Source organism: Micrococcus sp. HOU01, assembly GCF_035609305.1.
GTDB lineage: Bacteria > Actinomycetota > Actinomycetes > Actinomycetales > Micrococcaceae > Micrococcus > Micrococcus luteus.
Genome location: NZ_CP141211.1, coordinates 727,950 through 745,202, shown reverse-complemented (window position 1 = coordinate 745,202; position 17,253 = coordinate 727,950). Strand labels below are relative to the sequence as shown.

At 74.6% G+C, this 17,253-nt stretch carries 13 protein-coding genes and 2 pseudogenes; 5 read left to right on the top strand and 10 right to left on the bottom strand.

All coding sequences use genetic code 11. The features are described from left to right. Positions 1–59 precede the first annotated feature (59 nt). Both SOY78_RS03455 and SOY78_RS03450 read left to right on the top strand, forming a co-directional pair. On the top strand, positions 60–1,535 hold the full coding sequence (locus SOY78_RS03455; RefSeq protein ID WP_324701802.1) for a TrkH family potassium uptake protein: 1,476 nt from the start codon (positions 60–62) through the stop codon (positions 1,533–1,535). Beyond that, positions 1,528–2,205, top strand: coding sequence for a potassium channel family protein (locus SOY78_RS03450; RefSeq protein ID WP_049147925.1), 678 nt, complete (start codon positions 1,528–1,530; stop codon positions 2,203–2,205). The genes SOY78_RS03455 and SOY78_RS03450 overlap by 8 nt, the downstream gene beginning before the upstream one ends. A gap of 15 nt (positions 2,206–2,220) precedes the next feature. On the opposite strand, the gene proC is transcribed toward SOY78_RS03450, so the two are convergent. The 4 genes and pseudogenes from proC to topA form a co-directional block, all read right to left on the bottom strand. Beyond that, positions 2,221–3,051, bottom strand: a complete 831-nt coding sequence (gene proC / locus SOY78_RS03445) for a pyrroline-5-carboxylate reductase (RefSeq protein ID WP_041104022.1) — start codon at positions 3,049–3,051, stop codon at positions 2,221–2,223. After that, positions 3,048–3,932, bottom strand: coding sequence for a sugar phosphate isomerase/epimerase family protein (locus SOY78_RS03440; RefSeq protein ID WP_095694894.1), 885 nt, complete (start codon positions 3,930–3,932; stop codon positions 3,048–3,050). Before SOY78_RS03440 ends, proC begins: the two co-directional genes overlap by 4 nt. Positions 3,933–3,934: 2 nt before the next feature. Continuing rightward, a complete protein-coding gene (locus tag SOY78_RS03435) occupies positions 3,935–4,957 on the bottom strand; it encodes a Ppx/GppA family phosphatase (protein WP_324701801.1) in 1,023 nt (340 codons plus the stop codon). Positions 4,958–4,962: 5 nt separating this feature from the next. Next, positions 4,963–7,777, bottom strand: a pseudogene (gene topA / locus SOY78_RS03430) (type I DNA topoisomerase). Positions 7,778–8,197: 420 nt separating this feature from the next. Here topA and SOY78_RS03425 point away from each other — a divergent pair. Next, positions 8,198–8,845 carry a hypothetical protein gene (locus SOY78_RS03425; protein ID WP_231936604.1) on the top strand — a complete coding sequence of 216 codons (648 nt, stop codon included), beginning with the start codon at positions 8,198–8,200 and terminating at the stop codon, positions 8,843–8,845. 21 nt (positions 8,846–8,866) lie between these two features. Here SOY78_RS03425 and SOY78_RS03420 read toward each other — a convergent pair whose 3' ends face one another. Beyond that, entirely contained in the window at positions 8,867–10,543 is a 1,677-nt protein-coding gene (locus SOY78_RS03420) for a DUF7059 domain-containing protein (protein ID WP_101967389.1), read from the bottom strand. Beyond that, positions 10,540–11,469: a rhodanese-related sulfurtransferase gene (locus SOY78_RS03415; protein ID WP_101967388.1), complete on the bottom strand. Its 930-nt coding sequence runs from the start codon at positions 11,467–11,469 to the stop codon at positions 10,540–10,542. Before SOY78_RS03415 ends, SOY78_RS03420 begins: the two co-directional genes overlap by 4 nt. Before the next feature lie 93 nt (positions 11,470–11,562). Here SOY78_RS03415 and SOY78_RS03410 point away from each other — a divergent pair, with 93 nt between their 5' ends. After that, positions 11,563–12,336, top strand: coding sequence for a GNAT family N-acetyltransferase (locus SOY78_RS03410; RefSeq protein ID WP_101967387.1), 774 nt, complete (start codon positions 11,563–11,565; stop codon positions 12,334–12,336). Next, positions 12,333–14,932, top strand: a pseudogene (locus SOY78_RS03405) (DEAD/DEAH box helicase). The gene SOY78_RS03410 and the pseudogene SOY78_RS03405 overlap by 4 nt, the downstream one beginning before the upstream one ends. Here SOY78_RS03405 and SOY78_RS03400 read toward each other — a convergent pair. The 4 genes from SOY78_RS03400 to SOY78_RS03385 all read right to left on the bottom strand — a co-directional run bounded on the left by SOY78_RS03400 (position 14,848) and on the right by SOY78_RS03385 (position 17,219). Next, a complete protein-coding gene (locus SOY78_RS03400; protein WP_101967385.1) occupies positions 14,848–15,291 on the bottom strand; it encodes an Rv3654c family TadE-like protein in 444 nt (147 codons plus the stop codon). The pseudogene SOY78_RS03405 and the gene SOY78_RS03400 sit on opposite strands and share 85 nt — an antisense overlap. After that, positions 15,288–15,740, bottom strand: a complete 453-nt coding sequence (locus tag SOY78_RS03395; RefSeq protein ID WP_101967384.1) for a TadE family type IV pilus minor pilin — start codon at positions 15,738–15,740, stop codon at positions 15,288–15,290. The genes SOY78_RS03400 and SOY78_RS03395 overlap by 4 nt, the downstream gene beginning before the upstream one ends. After that, positions 15,733–15,966 (bottom strand): DUF4244 domain-containing protein, encoded by a 234-nt coding sequence (locus SOY78_RS03390; protein WP_044658881.1) that lies wholly within the window; start codon positions 15,964–15,966, stop codon positions 15,733–15,735. The genes SOY78_RS03395 and SOY78_RS03390 overlap by 8 nt, the downstream gene beginning before the upstream one ends. A 176-nt stretch (positions 15,967–16,142) precedes the next feature. After that, positions 16,143–17,219 (bottom strand): type II secretion system F family protein, encoded by a 1,077-nt coding sequence (locus SOY78_RS03385; protein WP_324701800.1) that lies wholly within the window; start codon positions 17,217–17,219, stop codon positions 16,143–16,145. Positions 17,220–17,253 lie beyond the last annotated feature (34 nt).

Here is a 17,253-nt window from a genome sequence, read left to right as displayed (position 1 = left end):
CGGGGCGCGCGATACTGGGAACCGGTCCGTTCCCCGTCCCCCCGCGCAGGAGGTGCCCCGTGGCAGGTCTCCGTCCGACTCCGCGCGCCCGCCGCCACGGCGGCGTGCGCCGGCCCGGCGGCCTCCCCCGGCCCGGCCAGGCCTCCACGCTGGAGTCCTCGACCGACCTGCGCACGGTGCTGCGGCGCTCGGGCCGCGCCGTCAGCTCGGTGGTGGGCGGCTCCCCGGCCCGCGCCGCCCTCTCCGCCTTCGCCCTCATGGCCCTGGTGTTCACCGGGCTCCTCGCCCTGCCGTGGGCCGCGGCGGACGGCCACGCCACCCCCCTGCACGACGCCATGTTCACCGCGGTCTCCGCCTTCTCCGTGACCGGTCTGACCACCGTCAACACGGCCGTGCACTGGTCCCCCGCGGGCCAGGTGATCATCCTCGTGGCCATCCAGATCGGCGGCCTGGGCATCCTCTCGATGGCCTCGCTGCTCACGCTGGCCGTCTCCCGGCATCTGGGTCTGAGGTCGAAGCTGGCGACGCAGCAGGCGGGCATGACCTCCGGGAATCTCGGCGAGGTCGGCCGGCTGCTGCGCGTCGTCGTCGTGACGGTGCTGACCGCCGAGGCCACGCTGGCGTTCTTCCTCGTGCCGCGGTTCGCGGCCATCTCCGGCTCGTGGCTCACCGGCCTGTGGCACGGGGTCTTCTACTCGGTCAGCGCCTTCAACAACGCCGGGTTCACCCTCCACGTGGACGGCCTGCCGGAGATCATGCACGACCCGGTGATCATCACGGTGCTCGGCGTCGGCGTGTTCCTGGGTGCGCTCGGCTTCCCCGTGGTCATGGTGCTGCTGGAGAAGGGGTGGCGATTCCGGGAGTGGAACCTGCACACCAAGCTCACGGTCGAGGTGACGCTGGCCCTGCTGGTGCTCGGCGCCGTCGCCCTCTTCTTCTTCGAGGCGGGCAACCCGGCGACCCAGGCCGGCATGGGCTTCTGGCAGCGGGTCGGGCACTCCCTGTTCGGCTCCATGATGACCCGCTCCGGAGGCTTCGCGATCGACGACACGAACGCGCACCAGCCCGAGTCCCTGCTGCTCATGGACGCGCTGATGTTCGTGGGCGGTGGGTCCGCCTCCACCGCGGGCGGCATCAAGGTGACCACGCTGGCGATCATGTTCCTCGCGATCGTGGCGGAGGCGCGCGGCGACCGCGAGGTGACGGCGCACGGCCGCACGATCGCCCCCGAGTCCCTGCGCGTGGCCATCGCGGTGCTCGCACTCGGGGCCACCCTCGTGCTCGTGGCCACTCTGGCGCTGGTGCACATCACCGACGAGTCCCTCCAGCGGCCCCTGTTCGAGGTGATCTCCGCGTTCGGCACGTGCGGGCTCTCCGTGGGCGTCTCCGCGGAGAGCCCACCGGCCGGCAAGTACGTCCTGACGGCCATGATGTTCGCGGGCCGCGTTGGTACGATCACGTTCGCCGCCGCCCTGGCCCTGCGCCAGCGGCGCGTGCTCTACCGCTACCCCGTCGAGAGGCCGATCATTGGCTGACGCCCCGCAGCGCACCGATCCCAACGCCCCCGTGCTCGTCGTGGGGCTGGGCCGCTTCGGCGCCGCCACGGCGGAGGAGCTCGTCGCGCAGGGCCGCGAGGTGCTCGCCGTCGAGCGGGACCCCGTCCTCGTGCAGCGCTTCGCCCCCTCGCTCACCCACGTGGTGGAGGCGGACGCCACCGACTCCGAGGCCCTGCGCCAGCTCGGCGCGCAGGACTTCGCGACGGCGGTGGTCGGCGTGGGCACCTCCATCGAGGCATCGGTGCTCATCACCGTGAACCTCGTGGACCTGGAGATCCCCCACATCTGGGTGAAGGCGATCAGCGAGGCGCACGGCACGATCCTCAAGCGGATCGGGGCGAACCACGTGATCTTCCCGGAGCACGACGCCGGTGTGCGCGCCGCCCACCTCGTGAACGGGCGCATGCTCGACTTCATCGAGTTCGACGACGACTTCGCGATCGTGAAGATGTACCCGCCGGCCGAGTGCGTGGGCTTCACGCTCGCCGAGTCCCACGTGCGATCCAAGTACGGCGTGACCGTGGTGGGTGTGAAGACCCCGGGCGAGGACTTCACCTACGCCCAGCCGGACACCCGGGTGGGCCCGCGCGACACCCTCATCGTCTCCGGGCACACGGACCTCATCGACCGGTTCGCGGCCCGGCCCTGAGGCACACCGGAGCCGTCAGGCCCCGAACTCCTCGGCCATCTCCTTGTCGCGCTGCGCGGCCGCGTCCATGGCACGGTTCACGAGGTCGCCCATGCCGCCGTCCAGGAACGCCTCCACGGCCTTCTCGGTGGTGCCGTTCGGGCTCATCACGGCCTTGCGCAGAGCCTCGGCCCTGGCCCCCTCCTGCTGGAGCATGATGCCCGCGCCCTTGACGGTGGCCGCGGCCATGGCCTCGGCGGCGGCGGCGTCCAGTCCCATCTCCGCACCGTGGGCGGCGATCAGCTCGGCCAGCAGGAACACGTAGGCCGGGGCGGAGCCGGCGGTGGCCACCACGGCGGAGAGCTGCTCCTCGGCCACCGGGACCACCAGGCCGGAGCCCTCGAAGAGAGCGCGCACGGCGGTGGTCTGCTCCTCGGTGACGCCCGGCCCGGGGGCCATGCCGACGACGCCGGAGCCCACCGTCAGGGGCGTGTTCGGCATGGTCCGCACGATCGGCTGCCCCGCCGGCAGCACGGCGGCCATGGTGGCGGAGGTGACGCCGGCTGCCACGGACACCACCACGGTCTCGGGGCGCAGCGACGGCGCCAGGTCCGTGAGGGTGGCGACCATGTCCTTCGGCTTCACGCCCACCAGGACGATGTCCGCCTCGGCGACCGCGGCATGGTTGGCGCGTTCGTCCCGCTCCTGGGAGGTCACGGTGACGCCGTGCTGCGCGGCGGCCTTCTCGGCGGACGCGGCGGAGCGGGTGGTGGCGGTGACGTCCTCGGCGCGCACGGCGCCGGCGTCGAGGGCTCCGGCGAGGATCGCGCCGGTCATGGTGCCCAGGCCCAGGATGGTCAGCTTCATGGTCGGTCCGTCTCCTTCGTGGTCGGGCGCAGGGCGCCGTCGTCGTGGTGGTCGGTCTCGCCGGCGGCCAGGTGCTCGCGCGCGAAGGCGAGCGAGGCGGCGAGCTTCTCCTCCCGCTGTCCCGCGTACTCCACGCCGCGGGTGCCCACCTCCACGCACACCGCACCGGCCAGGCCCACGGTCGCCAGGTGGCGCAGGGTCTCGGCCACGCGCTGCGTGCCCTCGCCGGGGACCAGGTGGTCGTCCTTGCCGGAGTCGTCGCCGTCGGTGAGGTGGACGTGCCGCAGCCGCGGGCCGAGCTCGCGGACGGCCGCCAGGGAGTCCGCCCGCGCGATGGCCGCGTGGGAGAAGTCCCAGCAGATGTGCTCGTACGGCTCGGGCAGCGGGTTCCAGTGCGGCAGGTACATCTTGGCCTCGCGGCCGTAGGCCCGCCACGGGTACATGTTCTCCACGGCGATCACGACGCCGGTCTCCGCCATGAGCTCGTGGATGCCCTCGGCGAAGCGCACCGCGTACGTGCCCTGCCAGCGGAACGGCGGATGGGCCACCACGGTGGCCGCGCCCACGGCCTGCGCCAGCTCCACGGAGCGGCGGATCTTGGACCACGCGGAGCCCCAGACCTGCTGCGTGAACAGCAGGGTGGGCGCGTGGATGGAGTCGATGGGCATCCCGTGCCGCTCGGACAGCCGCGCCAGCCGCCGCGCGTCCTGGCTCCACGCGTTGTGCGTGACCATGACCTCCACGCCGTCGTAGCCGAGGTCCTCGGCGGTGGCGAACACGTCCTGGGTGCCCAGGGGGAACACGGACGAGGAGGACAGGGTCACGGGGATGTCCGCGCCGAAGCGCGCCGCGGGGGCCAGGTGCGCGGTGGAGTCCGCCATGGTCAGCGCACCCCCAGGCTCAGCCCCGGCAGGAGGGTGTCCGGGTTGAGGTTCACGTGGCCGACACCGGGCAGGCCGTCCCGGGTGAGGTGGCCCTCGAGCATGAGCGCGTCGAGGCGGTTGAGGATCAGGCCCTCGCGCAGCGCCCACGGGCAGATCTCGAGCTGGGCGATGCCGAACGTGCGCATGGCCGTCAGCGCGACGATCGCCCCCGCGAACACCTGGTGCGCGCGCACGTCCGAGACGCCGGGCAGCTCCGCCCGCTCCGCGACGGTCATCGCCGCGAGGCGGTTCACCCACAGGTGCAGGTTGTCCGCGCGCAGGTGCCGCTTCACGAAGGGGCCCGCCGCCGACGGCGCCGCCCCGGTGATCCGGGCGAGGGAGCGGAACGTCTTCGAGGTGGCGGTGACCACCACGGGCGACTCGATGCGCGGGAAGGCCGTATACGCCTCCTCGAGTCGCTTCTCCACGTGCTTGCGGAGCTTCTTCACCGCCTTGGGGCTGGGCGGGTCCTCGAGCACCCAGTCGCGGGTGAGGCGGCCGGCGCCCAGCGGCAGGGACAGGGCGTGCGAGGGCAGCTCGTCCTGGCCGTAGGCGATCTCGAAGGAGCCGCCGCCGATGTCGAAGTTCAGGATGGAGCCGGCGCCCCAGCCCTGCCAGCGGCGCACGGCGAAGTACGTCATGGCCGACTCCTGGTCCCCCGTGAGCTCGGAGAGGTGCACACCGGTCTCGGCCTGCACGCGGGCCAGCACGGCGGCGCCGTTCGCGGACTCGCGGATCGCCGAGGTGCAGAACGAGATCATGTCCTCCGCCCGATGCTCCTCCGCGAACGCGGCGGCCTCACGGACGAAGTCCACGAGCTCCCGCTGTCCCTCCTCCGTGATCGCCCCGTCGGCGTCCTGGTAGCGGATCAGCGGAAGGGAGCGCTTGTGCTCCGCGTAGGCGACGGGGCGGGCCCCCGGGTGGGCGTCCACGAGCAGCAGGTGGACGGTGTTGGACCCGATGTCCAGGACGCCGAGGCGCATGGCGCTCAGGCCTTCTTCCGCGCGGTGGTCTTCTTGGCCGGGGCCTTGCGGGCCGCCGGCTTCTTGGCACCGCCGCGGGTGGCCGGGCCCTTGGCACGCTTGTCCGCGAGCAGCTGGTAGGCCTCCTCCGCCGTGAGCTCCTCGGGCTGACGGCCGCGCGGGACGGTGATGTTGGTGACCCCGTCCGTGACGTACGGGCCGAAGCGGCCCTCCTTCACGGTGACCTTCTTGCCGGAGACCGGGTCCTCGCCGAACTCGGCCAGCGGCGGCTTGGCGGCCCCGCGGCCACGCTGCTTCGGCTGGGCGTAGATCTCGAGGGCCTGCTCCTGCGTGATGCTGAAGATCTGGTCCTCGGACTCGAGCGAGCGCGAGTCCGAGCCCTTCTTCAGGTAGGGCCCGAAGCGGCCGTTCTGGGCGGTGATGACCTCGCCCTCGGCGTCCGCGCCCACGACGCGCGGCAGGGACATCAGCTGCAGCGCCTGCTCGAGGGTCACGGTGTCCACGGACATGCTCGTGAAGAGGGAGCCGGTGCGGGGCTTCTCCTTGGCCGGCTTCTTCTTCGGCTTGGGCTTGCCGTTCTTGTAGTACTCGGTGGGCTGGGCGTCGAGCCAGGCCTGCAGCTCCTCCTCGGTCATCTCCGGGATGACCTCGGTGACGTAGGGCCCGTAGCGCCCGTCCCTGGCGACGACGGTCCGGCCCGTCTCCGGGTCCGTGCCGAGCTCGCGCTCGGAGGGCTGGGCGGTGGCGAACAGCTCCTCGGCCTTGGCCGGGGTGAGCTCGTCCGGGGCCAGGTCCTCGGGGACGTTGGCGCGCGGCGGGGTGGCGCCCGCCTCCGCGTCGGCCGGCAGCGACCGCTCCAGGTACGGGCCGTACTGGCCCACCCGCAGGGTGATGTCCTCGGTGATCGGCAGCGAGTTCACGGCTCGCGCGTCGATCTCGCCGAGGTTGTCCACCACGTGCTTGAGGCCCTCGACGCCCTTCTCCGTCTCCGCGGCGGGGGCCCCGAAGTAGAAGGTCTGCAGCCAGGCCTCGCGGCCGAGCTCGCCCGCGGCGATCCGGTCGAGGTCGTCCTCCATGCGGGCCGTGAAGTCGTAGTCCACGTACTTCGCGAAGTAGTCCTCGAGCAGTCCGATCACCGCGAACGCGGTCCACGACGGGACGAGCGCGGTGCCGCGCTTGGACACGTAACCGCGGTCCATGATCGTGGAGATCGTCGGGGCGTACGTGGAGGGCCGCCCGATCTCGCGGCGCTCCAGCTCGGCGACGATCGACGCCTCGGTGTAGCGGGCCGGCGGGGAGGTCTCGTGCCCGGTGGCCTCGATCGGGTCACCGGTGAGGCGCTCGCCCTGGGCCACCTGCGGCAGGCGGCGGTCCTTGGCCTCCGCGTTCTCGCCGTCGACCTCGGCGTCCCGGCCCTCCTCGTACGCGTCGAGGAAGCCCTTGAACGTGATGACGGTGCCCGAGGCGCTGAACTGCGCGAGGCGGCCGTCCTGCGCGGTGGCCGAGAGCCGCAGCGTGGCGGTGTAGCCCTTGGCATCGGCCATCTGCGAGGCCACGGTGCGCTTCCAGATCAGCTCGTACAGGCGGAACTCGTCCGGGCGCAGCTCGGCCTTGACCTGGGCCGGGGTCCGGAAGGAGTCCCCCGCGGGCCGGATGGCCTCGTGGGCCTCCTGCGCGGTCTCGTTGCGCTTGGCGTAGACGCGCGGCTGGGCCTGGCACGGCGTCCGCCCCGTAGAGCTCGGTGGCCTGGCGCCGGGCGGCCTGCACGGCTTCCTGCGAGAGGTTCACCGAGTCCGTGCGCATGTACGTGATGTAGCCGTTCTTGTACAGGCGCTGGGCCACCTGCATGGAGACGCGGGAGCTCATGCGGAGCTTGCGGGCGGCCTCCTGTTGCAGCGTGGAGGTGGTGAAGGGGGCGGCCGGGCGGCGGGTGTACGGCTTGTCCTCCACCGAGTCGACCGTGAAGTCCGCCCCGCGCAGACCCTCGGCCAGCGAGCGGGCGCCGGCCTCGTCCAGGTGGGTCACCTTCTTGCCGGCGGAGGCCTTGAGCCGCCCGGCGTCGTCGAAGTCGCGGCCCGTGGCCACGCGCTCGCCGTCCACCGTGCTGAGGCGGGCCGTGAACGAGCTGCCCACGGCGTCCGCGGCCTGCGCGCCCTCGGCCACCGTGAAGGTGCCCTCCACGCCCCAGTAGTGGGCGGAGACGAAGGCCATGCGCTCCCGCTCGCGCTCGACGACGAGGCGGGTGGCCACCGACTGCACGCGGCCCGCCGAGAGCCCGCGCGAGACCTTGCGCCACAGCACCGGCGAGAGCTCGTAGCCGAACAGGCGGTCGAGGATGCGGCGCGTCTCCTGGGCGTCCACGAGGGCCGTGTCCAGCTCACGGATGTTCTCCAGACCGCGGCGCACACCCTCCTGGGTGATCTCCCCGAAGGTCATCCGGTACACCGGCACCGTGGGCTTGAGGGTGTCCAGCAGGTGCCAGGCGATGGCCTCGCCCTCCCGGTCCGCATCCGTGGCGAGGTAGAGGGCCTCGGCGTCCTTGAGCTCGCGCTTGAGCTCCGCGACCTTCTTCTTCTTGTCCGGGTGCACCACGTAGTACGGGGTGAAGCCGTGCTCCGTGTCCACGGCGAACTTCCCGAACGGGCCCTTCTTCATGTCCGCCGGCAGGTCCGAGGGCTTGGGCAGGTCGCGGATGTGCCCCACGGAGGAGTCCACCACCCAGCCGGAGCCCACCGCGTTGAGGTACTTCGCGATGGACTTGCTCTTGGCCGGGGACTCCACGATGACCAGCTTCTTGCCCTCGGGCACGGGAGCGGTCACGGAAGCGGGGGGAGTGGACAACGGGTCCTCCTGGGACGGGATTGCTGCGGGTCCGGGCCGACGCGAGCCGACCCGCGTCCACCGCGGGCGGACGTCCCCACATCGTAGGGCGCGTTGACCACGATAACGCCCGGAGCCTGACAGGCCCCTGGGCGGGCCCGTCCGCCGGACACGGGCTCGGGTCCTCCTGTCCGCCTCCGGACACTCAGCCTATGCTCAGGCCATGCATCCTCGTCGGTCCCGCGCCACGTCCCACACGGTCCAGGGTGCTGCCCAAGTCGCCCAGTCCGCACGCTCCGGCCTCAGGCCTGTGGGTCCGGAGAAGGACAAGTCGGGCTCGGGCAAGTACTGCCACTACCACGGCAACAACCGCAAGCCCGAAGGCATCCACGCGTTCTACGGCGTGGCCGGGCAGGGGACGTGTTGACCGCCCCGGGGTCGACGGCGGACCTCGTCCGCCGCTGGGAGTCCGCGGCCCGGCCAAACCCCACGGCGACGGACGTGGGCTCCCTGCTGGAGGAGTGCTACCGCGCGAGACCTCTGGCACGCGAGATCCTCTCGGGCGGCCATCTGCAGCACGACGAGGAGCTGCGCAACCACACGGAGAAGGTCCTGTGGACGGTCACGGACACCGTCACCCTGCTGCACTTCGCCCGGCACGCCTTCGGCTCCCTCGACGCGTATCTCCTGCACCTCGAGTCGGAGCGGGAGGACGCGGACGCGGCAGCCGAGTGGGACGAGGGCGCCGAGCGTGCCGACGTCGCCTACTGGACAGGGCTGGAGAGTCAGGTCCCCGAGGAGGACCACCCCTACGGGCTGGTCCTCACCCAGCACGCACTGGGTCAGCGCGTCACCGCGATCCTCGAGGTCGAGGACGGGGCAGTGACCGGCTTCAAGGTGGAGGGCGTGCTCGGGCAGATGGTGGACGAGCACCTCGAGGGACTCGTGGGCTTCCCCGAGCCGGACCCGGACTTCGGCGAGGCCGTGCCGGTGATGCGCCGCGGGGATCCCGACGACGAGATGTTCGTGCGCCATCTGCGCCACGCTGCGCGGCTCGGCTTGATCTGAGGTGTGGGCCGGGCCGTCCGCTCAGCCCTCCACGAGGAACCCGTCCTCGTACAGCTCCCGCAGCGCGGCCAGCAGGCCGGCCCGGCCGACGTCGTCCAGCTCCAGCAGCGCGGCGACCGCGCCCACCAGCTGCCCAACGGACAGCTCGCCGTCGGAGGCGGACAGCACGCCCGCCGTCGCGGTGTCCAGGCGCGCCACGCGCCGGAACCCGGAGCCCTGCCGGGCCAGGATCACCTCGGGGTGCTCCGCCCCGAACCGCTGGTGGCGTTCCTCCGTGACGTCCGCGGCCACGCGCAGGTGCAGGCCGCGCAGCGCGGCCAGGGCCGGGTCCCCGACGGCGTCCCCCGCCCCGGCGCCGGCGGCGAGCCGGTCCCGGCGGGCGACGGCGGCGGCCCACGCGGTGCCGAGGGCCTCGTCCACGGGCTGGGTCAGCTCCTCGGCGACCACCCACGCCCGGCCCTGGGAGCCGTCCGCGGCGGGCCGACGCAGCCACACGTGGCCGAAGCCCACGCCCGCGACCCCGCGCGCGGCGAAGTCGTCCAGGTACCCGCGGTAGGCGGCCTCGTAGGCGGGCGGGTCGAGCTCGAGCGAGGAGTCCTGCAGCCACGTCTCCGCGTAGCCCGCGGGGTCCTGCCGGTCGCGCTGGAGCAACCAGGCCTGCATCCCCGGCGCCACCCACGAACGCGGGCGCGCGTCCCACGGTGCGGTGTCGGCGTCGGCGGTGTCACCCGCCGGGATCTCCCAGTTGGCGAGCAGCTGCGCGGTGCCGCCCTCGGCGAGCACGTCCGGCAGGGCCGCGATCAGCTCCGCGACGATCCGGTCGCCCTCGCGGCCGCCGTCGCGGTAGGTCAGCACGGGCGCGTCCGGGTCCGTGCGCGGGGTGATCACGAACGGCGGGTTCGAGACCACGAGGTCGAACCGCTCCCCCGCCACCGGCGCCAGCAGATCGCCGGCCGCCAGCCGGACCCGGTCCTCAAGCCGCTCCCGGTCGAGGCCGAGCACGTCCGCGTTGAGCAGCAGGTTGAACCGGGTGAACGCCAGGGCGCGCTCGGAGAGGTCCGTGGCGGTGACGTGGTCGGCGTGGGCGAGCAGGTGCAGGGTCTGGATCCCGCAGCCCACCCCCACGTCGAGGGCGCGGGCCACGGGACGGCGCTGCGTGGCGCCGGCGAGCGTGAGGGAGGCCCGGCCGACGCCGAGCACGTGCTCGGGAGGCAGCGGGCCGCGCCGCTGCAGGGCCGTCAGGTCCGAGGCGATCCACATCCGGCCCGGCTCGTCCGCCTCGTACGGCGAGAGGTCCACCGCGCCGCGCACGCGCCCGTCCGGCCCCTCGACGACGAGCCCGGCCGCCACGGCCCCGGCCAGGCCGAGGCGGGGCAGCGCGGCGTCGAGGTCGGCGGCGGGGACGGGGTCGCCGAGCAGCCAGGCCCCGACGGCGGCGGCGAGGCCCCGCGTGCCATACCGGTCGCCGGGGCCGGCTGCGTCGTCGGGCCGGCCGGGGCCCGCCAGGTGACCGGCGACGACGCGGCGGGCGGCCTCGGCGTGCTCGCGGTCCAGGGCGAGCGTGGCCACGGGTCCGAGCAGCCCCTCGACGGCGGCGGTGGTGAACGGCAGGGCCGCCAGATCCGCGGCGAGGGCCACGGCCGTGGCCGGGGTCAGCCGCGGGGCGGGGGGCGACGGGGGTGTCGGGACGGGACTCATGCCTCGGTCCTCTCAGCGGGGTGGGGGCGGTGGGCGCAGACAGGACAGCGGTGCTCGGGGTCGTCGGCGGCGCAGGCCGCACAGCGGACCTCGAGCGTGGTGCAGGCCGGGTCGGCGCAGTTGCGCAGCGCCGAGGTCGGTGCCTCGCACGCGACGCACCGGCCGATGGTCTCGGCGTCGGCGGTGAAGCGGGTGGACAGGCGCCGGTCGAACACGGCCAGCTCGCCCCGCCACAGTCCGGCGTCGCCACGGGCCTCGCCGTAGCGGACGATGCCGCCGTCGAGCTGGTAGACCTCGGCGAAGCCGCGGTCCTTGAGCAGGGCCGAGAGGACCTCGCAGCGCACGCCGCCCGTGCAGTAGGTGATCAGCGGCGCGTCCTTGAGGTGGTCCAGGGCCCCGGAGTCGACGGCGGCGAGCAGGTCGCGGGTGGTGTGCGCGTCCGGGACCACGGCCCCGTCGAAGCGGCCGATGGCCGCCTCGACCGTGTTGCGGCCGTCGAGGAAGCGCACGGGGTTGGCGGTGCCGGCGCGCTCGGCGACGAGCGCGTCCACCTGGGCGGGGGTGAGCCGCTCCCCCGTGCCGACGACGCCGCCCGCGTCCACGGTGACGCGCTCGGGGGCCCCGAACGCGACGAGCTCGGGCTTGAGCTTGACGGAGAGGCGGGGGAAGTCCGCCGCCGAGCCGTCCGACCACTTCACCTCGAGATCCCGGAACGCCGGATGCTCCCGCGTGCCGCGCACGTAGCGCTTGACCGCGTCGACCGGCCCGCCGACGGTCCCGTTGATCCCCTGCGGCGACACGATGATCCGGCCGGTCAGGCCGAGGGACGCGGCGAGCGTGCGCTGCCACAGCCGCACCGCCTCGGGGTCGGCGAGCGGGGTGAACCGGTAGTACAGCGCGATGCGGGAGAGGGCGGCGGTGCTCATCGAGGTCCAGGCTAGTGCGCGACCCCGGACGTGACGGCCGTGAGGGACGGGCGGGGCCTGGCCCGCACCGGCCTCACGCCTTACCCTTCAGACATGACTGAGCATCTGGATCCGGCACTGGTCGACATCTGGTTCGCGGCCTGGTCGCGATCGCGCGGCTACCGCGTCAGCCAGGAGGCGGGGCGACGCGCGGCCCTGCGCACCCCCCGCCCCGCCCACATGATCCCCGGCGGCTCCGGTCGCGCCACGGTGGATGTGCCGGCCACGTGGGAGCACGTGGTGGTGAACCCCTCCCGCGCGGAGCTGGAGGACCTGCGCGAGGCGGTGCGGGACCAGGAGCAGATCCTGCTCACCGTGTTCGGCGACGCCGGCGAGGACCCCAAGGCCATGGGTCTGAAGGCCCAGGCCGAGCCGGAGCGCTTCATGACCATGGACATGGACCCCGAGCTGCAGGACGTGGAGCCCCCGCTGCTGCCCGAGGGCTATGAGGCCCGCGTGGACCAGCCGATGGAGGGCAGTCGTCGCCTGCGCATCCTGGCCGTCGGCGCCTCGACCGCGCCGGAGGGCGAGGAGGAGCTCGCCGCCCTCGGCTGGGTCACCGAGGAGGACGGCACCGCCGTCTACGACCGGATCTGGACGTCCCCGAACCACCGTCGTCGCGGCCTCGGCTCCCTCGTGATGCGCTATCTCACCTCCGAGGTCATGAGCGAGGGTGAGATCAGCCGCGGCCTGCTCGTCGCCTCCCCGGACGGGCAGAAGCTGTACCGCCACCTGGCCTGGACCGACCTCGGCCCCGTGTCCATCTGGGGTCGCGGCCTGGCCGAGGACAACCCCACCGCCGAGCACACCGGCACCATGGGGGCGTGACCGGCCACCTCCCGGAGCACGATCCCTGGGCGGATCCCGCGGGCGGCTGGGGGCCGCCCGGCACGGCGGACGCCGCGCCGCCCGTCGACGACGCCGCCCCGGACTCCTCCGGACCGGAGCCGCAGCCCGTCGGTGAGATGGTGGCCGACGTCGTGGCCGGGCTGTCCGTCACGGCACCCGGCGACCTGCGCCCGGACATCCCGGCGGGGGCCGGACTTCGTGCGGCGCTGGGCCGGACCGGGCTGCCCGAGCAGATCCGCCACGTCACCGAGCTGCCCGCACGGCAGGCCCGGCACACGGACTGGCCCGCGGACGCTCCGGAGGGCCTGGTCAGGGCGTTCGCGGCGCGCGGCGTCGAGCGGCCGTGGCTGCACCAGGTGCGGGCCGCGGCCCTGGCCGGCGCGGGGACGCACACCGTGCTCGCCACGGGCACGGCGTCGGGCAAGTCGCTGGGCTACCAGCTGGCGATCGGCACCCGGCTGGCCGCCGACCCCCGGGCCACCGCGCTCTACCTCGCCCCCACCAAGGCCCTCGCGGCGGACCAGCTGACCTCCTGGCGCGCCCTCGAGCGGGACGGCGCCCCGGGGCTGCGCGCGGCCCCCTACGACGGCGACACCGCACCGCAGGACCGGATCTGGGCCCGCGAGCACGCCAGCGTGCTCATGACCAACCCGGACATGCTCCACGTGGGGATCCTGCCGCACCACGAGCGGTGGGCCGCGTTCTTCCGGAACCTGGCGTTCGTGGTGGTGGACGAGTCGCACACCTACCGGGGCGTCTTCGGCTCGCAGGTGGGCATCCTGCTGCGCCGGCTGCGGCGCATCGCCGCCCACTACCGCGGGGACCGGCCGGAGACCGTGTTCATCGGGGCGTCGGCGACGTCGGCGGATCCGGCCGGGCACTTCGCCCGGCTGATCGGGGCGCCGGCCACGGCCGTCACCGAGGACGCGTCCCGGCACGGGTCGGTCACGGTGGCATTCTGGGAGCCGGAGCTGACGGACCGCCGGGGCGAGAACGGCGCGCCCGTCCGCCGCTCGGCCATGGCCGCCGCCGCCGACCTGGTCACCGACCTGGCCCTGCAGCAGGTCCGCACGCTGGCGTTCATCCGCTCGCGGCGCGGGGCCGAGGCCATCGCGAGCGCGGCCAAGCGGCAGCTCGAGGAGGTCGAGCCGGGGCTCGGCACCCGGATCGCGGCCTACCGCTCGGGCTACCTGCCCGAGGAGCGGCGGGAGCTGGAGGCGGACCTGCGCTCGGGTCGGCTGCTGGGCATGGCCTCGACGCCGGCGCTGGAGATGGGCATCGACGTCGCGGGGCTGGACGCCGTGGTGGTGGCCGGCTGGCCGGGCACCCGAGCGTCGTTCTTCCAGCAGATCGGCCGCGCCGGGCGCGGCGGCCAGGACGCGCTCGCGTTCTTCGTGGCCTCGGACGACCCCCTGGACACGTTCGTGGTGGACCACCCGGAGGCCGTGTTCGACCTGGGCGTGGAGGACACCGTGGTGGACCCGGAGAACCCACACCTGCTCGGCCCGCAGCTGTGCGCGGCCGCCGCGGAGCTGCCGATCACGCCCGAGGCGTTCGGCTGGTTCGGGGAGCCGGAGCGCGTGCGCGCCCTGTTGGACGTGCTGGTCGAGCAGGGGCTGCTGCGCCGTCGGCCGGCCGGTGGTTCTGGACGCACCCCGAGCACGCCGCCGGCATGGTCTCCCTGCGGGACGACGGCGGCGGCCCCATGGACATCATCGACGCCGAGTCCGGCGCCCTGCTGGGCACGATGGACTCGCCCCAGACCCACTACCAGGCGCATCCCGGCGCGGTGTACGTGCACCAGGACCGCACGTACCTCGTGGAGGAGCTGGACGAGGACGCGCACGCGGTGGTCGTCACACGCGCCTGGCCGGACTTCACCACGCAGGCCCGGGACGTCACGGAGATCGAGATCGTGGCGGTGCACCGCCGCCTGGACGCGCGCGAGGGCACCCTGCGCTGGTGCCTCGGGGACGTGCAGGTCCGCACCCAGGTGGTGTCCTTCCAGCGCAAGGCCCTGGTCTCCGGGGAGGTGCTCGGCGAGGAGCCCCTCGACCTGCCGGCACGGGACCTGTTCACCTCCGCGGTGTGGTTCCAGGCGGCCTCGGACGAGCTCATCGCCGCGGGGCTGACCACGGATCGCCTGCCCGGCGCCCTGCACGCGGCCGAGCACGCGATGATCGGCATGATGCCGCTCGTCGCCTCGAACAACCGCTGGGACATCGGCGGCGTCTCGATGGTCCTGCACCCGGACACCGGCTCCCCCGCCGTGTTCGTCTACGACGGCCGGCCCGGCGGGGCGGGCTTCGCCGAGCGCGGCTTCGAGCAGGCGCGTCGCTGGGTCGAGGCGACGGCGGGGGCCATCGCGGCGTGCGAGTGCGCGGAGGGCTGCCCGTCCTGTGTGCAGTCCCCCAAGTGCGGCAACCGCAACAGCCCACTGGACAAGGCCGGTGCGCTGACCGTCCTGCGGTTCCTGATGGACCACGCCGATCACCTCGTCCCGGCGGACGCCTCGACCGACGGCTCGGGCGGCGCCTCCTCCGGCGGGGCCACGGACGCGGCGCCCGGGGCCTGAAACCGCGGCGGGCCCGCGACGGCGTCGGCCGTGGCCGCCGGCAGCGGGGCGCGGGTGAGCTCGACCGCGACGCGCACGGTCCCGTCCTCGCGCACCTCGCACGCCACGACGGCGGCCCCGTTGCGTTCGGCGGTCCGCCCGGCCAGCGCGCACGGCTCGTGGTCGGAGAGCCCGCGCCGGGCGTCGGAGGCGGCGAGCGCCGCCAGATCGGCGGCCCCGGCCACCCGGGCGCCGGTGACCGAGGCCTGCCCCAGCGCCGCGACCGCCAGCAGCAGCCCCGCCCCCAGGGCGGCGGTGCCCAGGACGGACACGGTGCCCGAGCCGCGTTCGCCCCGCGCGGGCGCCCTCCCGCGGGTCATGACCGGTCCTCCGGCGAAGCGGCGGGCGTTCCGGGCCGCTGGTCGGGGGCGGCGGCGTGCGCGGTGAGGGTGAGGGCCTCGGCCCAGGCGAGCGGCCCGGGGCCGGGCTGGACGACCTCGACGGTCACCCAGCCGCCCTCGACGGTGTGCGAGAGCGAGGCGTCGTCGCCGGCCATGCGTGCCACGGCGTCTCGGGCCACCGCCTCGTCGTCGCCCCGGGCGAGGATGCGGGCGGCCGACGCCGCCGCGTCCTGACCCCGCACCCGCTGCACCGCGGCGGCGCCGGCCAGCAGGACGGATACGAGCACGAATGCGATCACGGGCAGCAGCACCGCGTACTCGGCGGTGACGGCCCCGGTCTCGCCGCCCCGGAGCGCCCGGGGCCGCCCCGCCGTCCGGGCGCCCGTGCGGCGCGCGGACGGCGGGGCGGAGGTCGGGTGCTCAGTCACGCTGGAGCGCCCCGGTGACGAGGTCCACGAGCAGCGACTGCACGTCCGGGCTGGTGAGCACGACGGCCAGCACACCCGCGAAGCCCACGGCGGCGAGGGTGAGGATGCCGTACTCGGCCGTGATCGCGCCGGTCTCCTCGCCCGCAGCGTCGACGACGCGGGCGAGGCGGTCGCGGTCGCTGGGGCGGGTGACGGCGGGCTGGGCGGTGTGGGAGCGGTGGGTCATGGTGGTCCTCCTGGAGTGGGCCCCGCGGTGCGGGGCGGTGGTGACGGCCCGGCCGGGCCGCTGGTCCCAGGCTGGCCCGCTCCGGGGCCCGCGCGCCGGGGGCGATGCGGATCCGGGGATGGGCCGGGGCGATCGGGGCCCTGTGCAGGACCGGACGCCCCGGCGTCGCCACGGCCTCAGCCCGGTCCCGCCCCGAGCAGGGCCATGACGACGGGCACCACGCCCCAGCACACGAAGGCGGGCAGCAGGCACAGCCCCAGCGGCATCACCAGGCGCACGGCGAGCTCCTCGGCCGCCCGTTCGTCGGCCCGCCGGGTCTGCTGACGGACGGCGGCGGCAGTCTCGGCCAGCGTGCGGGCGCCGGCCATCCCGGACCGGTGCAGCGGTCGCAGTCGGGCGGCGGTCTCGATCCACACCGGGTCCGTGTCGAGGCCCGCCCACGCCTCGTCCCAGTCCCGGCCCCAGAGCAGCAGCGCCGCCGTGGCCCGCAGGCCGCGGGCGCCCGGCAGGGTCCGGCCGAGGTCGTCCAGCGCGGCGGGCAGGGATCGGCCGGCGCTGAGCAGCGCCGCCAGCACGTCCAGCACGACGGCGGCGCCCACGGCCGCCGGCTCGCGCGCGGCCGAACGCAGCAGCAGGCGCGTCCAGGACCGCCCGGCCAGCCAGAACAGCAGCCCCACCGCGGCGACCACGGCGCCGACGGGCGAGCGGACCAGGTCCCACGGGGAGGTGCCGAGCAGCCACGCGAGGCCGAGGCCGCCCAGGGGCAGCCACTGCAGCAGTCGGGACGTCGCGCCCGGCCCCGCCGCGGCCGAGCGGCGGGCCCGGGCCGCGTCCACGTCCGCCTCAAGGCTGTGGGCCAGCCGCCGGGCCACGGCTGCGGGAGCCGCGCCAGCCCGTTCCCCGGCCGCGAGCGCCGCGTCGACCAGCGCCCAGCCCGGGTCCGGCGGCCATGTCCGCCAGGACCGGGTCCCGCCACGGCCGGTCGCCGCCTCCCCGGTGGGCGCATGCGACGCCGGCACATCCCAGGCCAGCGCCTCGGCCCGGCGTCGGACACGGTGATGGGCACAGCACACGGTCCCCGCCTCGCCCGAGCCCGACCCGCAGGCGGGCAGGGTGCGCGCGGTCTCCCGCCAGGCCTGCTCCTCGGTCAGGCCGGCCGCGACGAGGGCGGCCCAGCGGCGCAGCACGCCGACGAGCACCTCCGTCTCCTCCTCCGGCGTCGCCCGCCCCGCCCGCCAGGGCAGCAGCGCCACGGCACGCCCAGCGCGGGACCTCCGTGCCTGCCCG

Coding starts and splice junctions, on each gene's coding strand:
- proC (WP_041104022.1), bottom strand. CDS start 3,051: ATGAAGCTGACCATCCTGGGCCTGGGCACCATGACCGGCGCGATCCTC.
- SOY78_RS03440 (WP_095694894.1), bottom strand. CDS start 3,932: ATGGCGGACTCCACCGCGCACCTGGCCCCCGCGGCGCGCTTCGGCGCG.
- SOY78_RS03435 (WP_324701801.1), bottom strand. CDS start 4,957: ATGCGCCTCGGCGTCCTGGACATCGGGTCCAACACCGTCCACCTGCTG.
- SOY78_RS03420 (WP_101967389.1), bottom strand. CDS start 10,543: ATGAGTCCCGTCCCGACACCCCCGTCGCCCCCCGCCCCGCGGCTGACC.
- SOY78_RS03415 (WP_101967388.1), bottom strand. CDS start 11,469: ATGAGCACCGCCGCCCTCTCCCGCATCGCGCTGTACTACCGGTTCACC.
- SOY78_RS03410 (WP_101967387.1), top strand. CDS start 11,563: ATGACTGAGCATCTGGATCCGGCACTGGTCGACATCTGGTTCGCGGCC.
- SOY78_RS03400 (WP_101967385.1), bottom strand. CDS start 15,291: ATGACCCGCGGGAGGGCGCCCGCGCGGGGCGAACGCGGCTCGGGCACC.
- SOY78_RS03390 (WP_044658881.1), bottom strand. CDS start 15,966: ATGACCCACCGCTCCCACACCGCCCAGCCCGCCGTCACCCGCCCCAGC.